This is a genomic window from Cryobacterium sp. 10I5 (assembly GCF_035019865.1).
GTDB classification, from domain to species: Bacteria; Actinomycetota; Actinomycetes; order Actinomycetales; family Microbacteriaceae; genus Cryobacterium; species Cryobacterium breve_A.
Genome location: NZ_JASJVI010000144.1, coordinates 1 through 5,059 on the forward strand (window position 1 = coordinate 1; position 5,059 = coordinate 5,059).

5 protein-coding genes and 1 tRNA gene are annotated in these 5,059 nt (G+C 65.6%); 2 read left to right on the forward strand and 4 right to left on the reverse strand.

Going from position 1 to position 5,059, the window contains the following annotated elements; translation table 11 throughout:
- Positions 1-144: 144 nt before the first annotated feature.
- Positions 145-549 carry a hypothetical protein gene (locus QN350_RS18905; protein ID WP_322137905.1) on the forward strand — a complete coding sequence of 135 codons (405 nt, stop codon included), beginning with the start codon at positions 145-147 and terminating at the stop codon, positions 547-549.
- 234 nt (positions 550-783) lie between these two features.
- Here the strand turns inward: QN350_RS18905 and QN350_RS18910 are convergent, their stop codons facing one another.
- The 4 genes from QN350_RS18910 to QN350_RS18925 all read right to left on the reverse strand — a co-directional run bounded on the left by QN350_RS18910 (position 784) and on the right by QN350_RS18925 (position 3,815).
- Positions 784-1,716, reverse strand: a complete 933-nt coding sequence (locus QN350_RS18910; RefSeq protein ID WP_322137906.1) for a hypothetical protein — start codon at positions 1,714-1,716, stop codon at positions 784-786.
- 197 nt (positions 1,717-1,913) lie between these two features.
- The gene (locus tag QN350_RS18915; RefSeq protein ID WP_322137907.1) at positions 1,914-2,204 is read right to left on the reverse strand and encodes a DUF4287 domain-containing protein; all 291 of its coding nucleotides are present in this window, start codon (positions 2,202-2,204) and stop codon (positions 1,914-1,916) included.
- A 498-nt stretch (positions 2,205-2,702) separates the two neighbouring features.
- Positions 2,703-2,778: transfer RNA gene (locus QN350_RS18920), tRNA-Thr, on the reverse strand.
- Positions 2,779-2,900: 122 nt separating this feature from the next.
- Positions 2,901-3,815 carry a DsbA family protein gene (locus tag QN350_RS18925; RefSeq protein ID WP_281535794.1) on the reverse strand — a complete coding sequence of 305 codons (915 nt, stop codon included), beginning with the start codon at positions 3,813-3,815 and terminating at the stop codon, positions 2,901-2,903.
- A 252-nt stretch (positions 3,816-4,067) separates the two neighbouring features.
- Here QN350_RS18925 and QN350_RS18930 point away from each other — a divergent pair.
- Positions 4,068-5,059: sn-glycerol-3-phosphate ABC transporter ATP-binding protein UgpC (locus QN350_RS18930; RefSeq protein ID WP_323517107.1), on the forward strand; the 992-nt coding region annotated here is incomplete at its 3' end.

A 5,059-nucleotide genomic window follows, 5' to 3' on the forward strand; every position in this document is an offset into this window, starting at 1 on the left:
GCGCCAGGCATGCCTGGCGCGAAGCGGCGCAGTTGGCGCGCGTTCGCCGGGGCGCGGTTCAGCACCCGCAAGCTTCACCGTCTCTTCACCTGAACGTCGGCGGAATGTCCCGGGCACGGCGAGGGCGCGACGTATCCTCGTGGCGTGAGCGTAGAAATCAGCACACTCGTCCAGCCCGACTCCGTCTACCTCGGAACGCTGACCCTCCTGCGGCCGGCCGTCACAGTGACCCTGACCGCCGAAGCTCCTGCTCCCGCCGTTTCCGCCGTTGCCCGGCGCCCGAGCGTCGACGATGCCGACCCCACCTTCCTGGAACCGCTTGTGGATGTCGTGCTCCGGTTCCTCTGGGCGCTCGTCGGCTGCTACGTCTGGGTAGTCCTGCTCGCCAAGGGGCCACGGTCCCGCTCGGTGAGCCGGGAGCTTGAGCCGATCGTCTGGCCGCAGGCGGACTACCCCGCTGTGGGACTGCCGGCAGTCGGACTGTCGAGCGCCGGCAGCATCCGCCGGCCGTCGAGCCCCGACTTCGGCGAGGACAGCGCTCGCGCGTAGGTCACACGGAATGCGCGGTGCGCACCGTGTTGCCGGACGGATCGCGGAACGCGCAGTCGCGCGGCCCCCAGCGCCTATCGATGGGGATTCCCGGAGCAGACCCGGGGGAGCGCCAGAGAACGCAAGGTCGGAGTTTTTCGCGACTCGCGGCATCCGCTGACCGGATTCGCGGCGTGTCGCGAAAATCTCCGACTTTGCGACCGAGCGCATGCAGCGAAGCCTCGCCAGAGCGGCTCAACGCGAGATGACGGTGCCGCCGAGCGAGGCGATCGCCCGCAGCAGGCGGGGGCCGGCGGCGAACCAGGCCACGATCATCACGACGAGCGAGGCGGCAAAGATCCAGAATCCGGTCCAGCCGCCGTCGCTCTGCACGGCGTACATGTGATTGAGGTTGCGCAGCGCCCCTGTCGCGAAGACCAGGGTCACGTGCACGACGACAAAGACCAGGAAGACGACCATCACGCCGACGTGCACCGTCTTGGTCGCGCGGAGCGGAACGAGTGCGCTGAGGCGTCGTGACGTCCAGAGCGGCGACAAGCGGATGCCGGTGGCGAGCGCGAGCGGAGCGGCCAGAAACACGATGGTGAAGTAGCTCAGGGTCTGGAGTGCGTTGTAGTTGACCCAGCCGTCGGCGACCGGCCAGTCCAGCGAGACGTATTGGAGCGCGGCCGACACGGCGTTGGGAATGATGTCCCAGCTCACCGGGACGATGCGCACCCACTGGCCGGTGACAAAGAGCAGCACGTAGAAGAGCAGCCCGTTGACAACCCAGAGCACGTCGACCGAGAGGTGGAGCCAGACGTTGATGCCCATCCGGGCGGGCGGTCGTTTCGTGCGGATGAGCCCGGTATTGCGCCGGGTCCAGAACATGGTCGGCCGCCCGGCGGTGCGCACCTGCCAGCCAGAACGCACGATGAAGAGCAGAAAGAAAACGTTGAGCCCGTGCTGCCAGGCGAGCCACGCCGGGAAGCCGACGGGTGCCCCGGACGGCAGCGGCGACGCTCCCGGGAAGTCGGTCAGGAAGGACTGCACGGACGGTAGCGAGCGGATGCCCTTCGCGGCGAGCACTGCTGCGGCGAGGAGGCCGATCGCGAGGATGACGGCCACGGCGAGTCGGAACCAGGCGGTTCGACGGAAGCCGAGCGGCCCGGAGCGCTCTGCTGTCACCGGTCGCCCTCTCGGGCGATCGCGTCGTGCGGCATGGGTGTGCGTCCTTCTGGTCTGGCCGGTCTGGTGCCTGTCTGGCGGCATCCGTCGGCAGTATGGCGCGTTCAAGCGCGACTATGCCATCATCGACCATTTCGCGCCCGGCGTCTGCCCGCTCTGTCAAAATCCGACATCTGCAGGCGCCCAAGTGCACGCGTTCATTGGGGGCGGTTCAGTTTCCCGTCGAGCCAGAGCGTTTCGGACGCATCGCTGTGCGTGGTCCCGGTCCCGACGTGCTTGGCGTCGATCTTCTCGCCATTCTTGATGACGTGCACGAGCGCCATCGCGTGGCCTCGGCCCAGGTCGAAGTCCGCCTTCAGCCAGTCGACGATCGCCCCGGCCTTTGTGGACGGGTCGTCGAACCCCTTCTCATGGGCGAGGGCGATGAACTCACGCGGGGTCAGTCCGGTCTTGTCTTCGATGTTGTCGAGGTATGCCTGGAACGACATCTCTGCTCCTTCGCTGGTGTTCCATTGTGCCGCCACCGGCCCCAACTGGTGCCGCTGCGGACAATTGTTACCCGCGTCCCGGCCATAGTTGTCCGCACAGGGAACATTGACCGGCGAGGCACACCACGAGCAGGCAAGCGAAAAGTGTCGAAGCCGAAACCGAGCGGTTATCGCCGTTTGCGAGTGTGCCGCGGCGCCACAGCCGCTGTCTCGGAATTCTGTGACGACGGATCGCCACCTGATCCCGGAAGAACGACGGGCAGGATGACCGAGGAGGCCGCACCGCCCGTCCATCCGCTGACTACGTCCAGTACAACAAAGAAGAGGGTGGCGAGCACCTGACCGACCGCACGACTCGTTCGGCGAAGTCGTCTACCTACCCCGTGAACGCCAGTCATTCGGATCATCCCCAGCCGTTCGCGCAAGCATATCGGATCATGACTGCGGGCGATTCCGTGAGAACCGGATCGGCGTGGATCCCAGTGTTTTCAAGGGTTGTGGGGCCGGCCACGGGACTTGAACCCGTAACCCCCACTTTACAAGAGTGGTGCGCTACCAATTGCGCCAGGCCGGCATGAGGCGGATTCCCGCCTCGGTCCCCCATCCTAAATGACGAACGGGGTCTCCGGGGCCAGACCGGCAGCATCCGCCCGACGGGAACCGCCTACGAAGAAAAAGCTGCAGTCCGGACGGGGATCAGCCCGCCGGGGTCGGCGTGGGAGTGGGGGTCGACGTCGAGTAGGTCTCGCCGGCGGACTGCAGCACGAATGCGGCGAATTCCTTGGGGTCATCGAGTGCACCCGAGTACTGCTTGCCGTTCACCAGCACCGTCGGCGTTCCGGTCACGGCCTCGACAGTGGTGTTGGGCAATGGACCGGACAGCGCCCGGTTGGTCGCGGCGACCACCCAGGCCTTGTAGCGCACGTCCGTGATGCAGGTGTCGATCTCCGAGACGGATGACGCGACTCCGGAGCTCGTCACGAGCCCCATGATCGCTGCATCGTCCAGCCCTGCCGTTGCTTCCTTCGGCTGGTTGGCGAACAGTGCGGCGTTGAAGGCGAAGAAGTCATTGGGAGAATAGTTGGCAACGCACGCGGCAGCGTTCGCCGAGCGGAGCGAGTACTGGGTGCCGGCTGACTTGCTGGTCAGAATTGAGATCGGGTGGATCTCGAGCGTTGCGGCGCCCGAGGTGACCCACTTCACAATCTGGTCGCTGTTGGTTTTCTCGAACTGGCCGCAGAACGGGCAGAGGTAGTCGACGTACACGCGGATGTCGGCGACGGTTCCGGTCGCGTCCGGCGTGGACGGCACCGCGTCTGCGCCGGCCTTGAGAGCGGTGGTTGCCGTGACCTTCATACCCTCGCCGATGAGGATGCCGTCGCTGGCCATGTTCGCGGGTCCGGGGCCTGCGGGGCGGATCGAGTTCATGACGACGAGCGCGATAACGGCGACGATCGCGAGTGCGACCACCAGGATGCCGCCCTGCAGCAGGAACCGATTGCGACGGTTCTTCTTCTTCTGCTCGACACGCAGCTGGGTAGCCTTCGTGCGGACCGCGTCGCGTCGCTTATTTCGGGAAGGTCGACTCTCGCCAGATCCGCCAATTGTCATGAATGCTCGCTTCGGGTAGGTCTCTGTATCGACATTTCCTATGTAAATGCCCTCCAGATAATAGGACTCCAGTCTGGGAAATGACCAGACAGGGGCTGCCGTGCGAGCCATCCGCCCGACAAAAGCGCCGCAAACCCCCTGTTCGGGCGTGTCATACTGGAACAGTCGGCTCCTGCCATGATGCGCAGGCCGGCAAATCCCATCACAACGGATCGTCCGGCACGTACCTGCCGGTGAAGGAGAATACCAAAAATGGCTTCAGTCACCTTTGACAAAGCAACCCGTCTCTACCCGGGTTCCACCCGCCCCGCGGTCGACCACCTCGACCTGTCGGTTGCCGATGGTGAATTCCTCGTCCTCGTCGGTCCGTCCGGCTGTGGAAAGTCAACGTCCCTGCGCATGCTCGCCGGCCTCGAAGAGGTCAACGACGGCAACATCTTCATCGGTGAGCGCAACGTGACGGATGTTCCCCCGAAGGACCGCGACATCGCGATGGTCTTCCAGAACTACGCCCTGTACCCGCACATGACGGTCGCCGAGAACATGGGCTTCGCACTCAAGATCGCCGGCGTCAACAAGGACGAGCGCGCCGCTCGCGTTCTCGAAGCCGCCAAGCTGCTCGACCTCGAGCCGTACCTCAGCCGCAAGCCGAAGGCCCTCTCGGGTGGCCAGCGTCAGCGCGTTGCCATGGGTCGTGCCATCGTGCGTCAGCCCCAGGTGTTCCTCATGGACGAGCCGCTGTCGAACCTCGACGCCAAGCTCCGCGTGCAGACCCGCACCCAGATCGCATCGCTGCAGCGTCGCCTCGGCGTCACGACCGTCTACGTCACCCACGACCAGACGGAAGCCCTCACCATGGGTGACCGCATCGCGGTGCTCAAGGACGGCGTGCTCCAGCAGGTCGGCACCCCGCGCGACCTGTACGCCAAGCCGAACAACGTCTTCGTCGCCGGCTTCATCGGCAGCCCGGCCATGAACCTCTTCCTCGCCGACACCGTCGAGGGTGGCATCAAGTTCGGCACCGCCACGATCCCCGTCGCCCGCGAGATCATCGCCGGCGCGACCGGCCCGAAGGTCACCATCGGCGTCCGCCCCGAGGACATCCACCTCTCGACCACGCACGGCGAGGGCCTCGAGGTGAGCGTCGACCTGGTCGAAGAGCTCGGCGCCGACGGTTACCTCTACGGTCACTCCACGGTCGAGGGCAAGCGCACCGACATCGTCGCCCGCGTCGACGGCCGTTC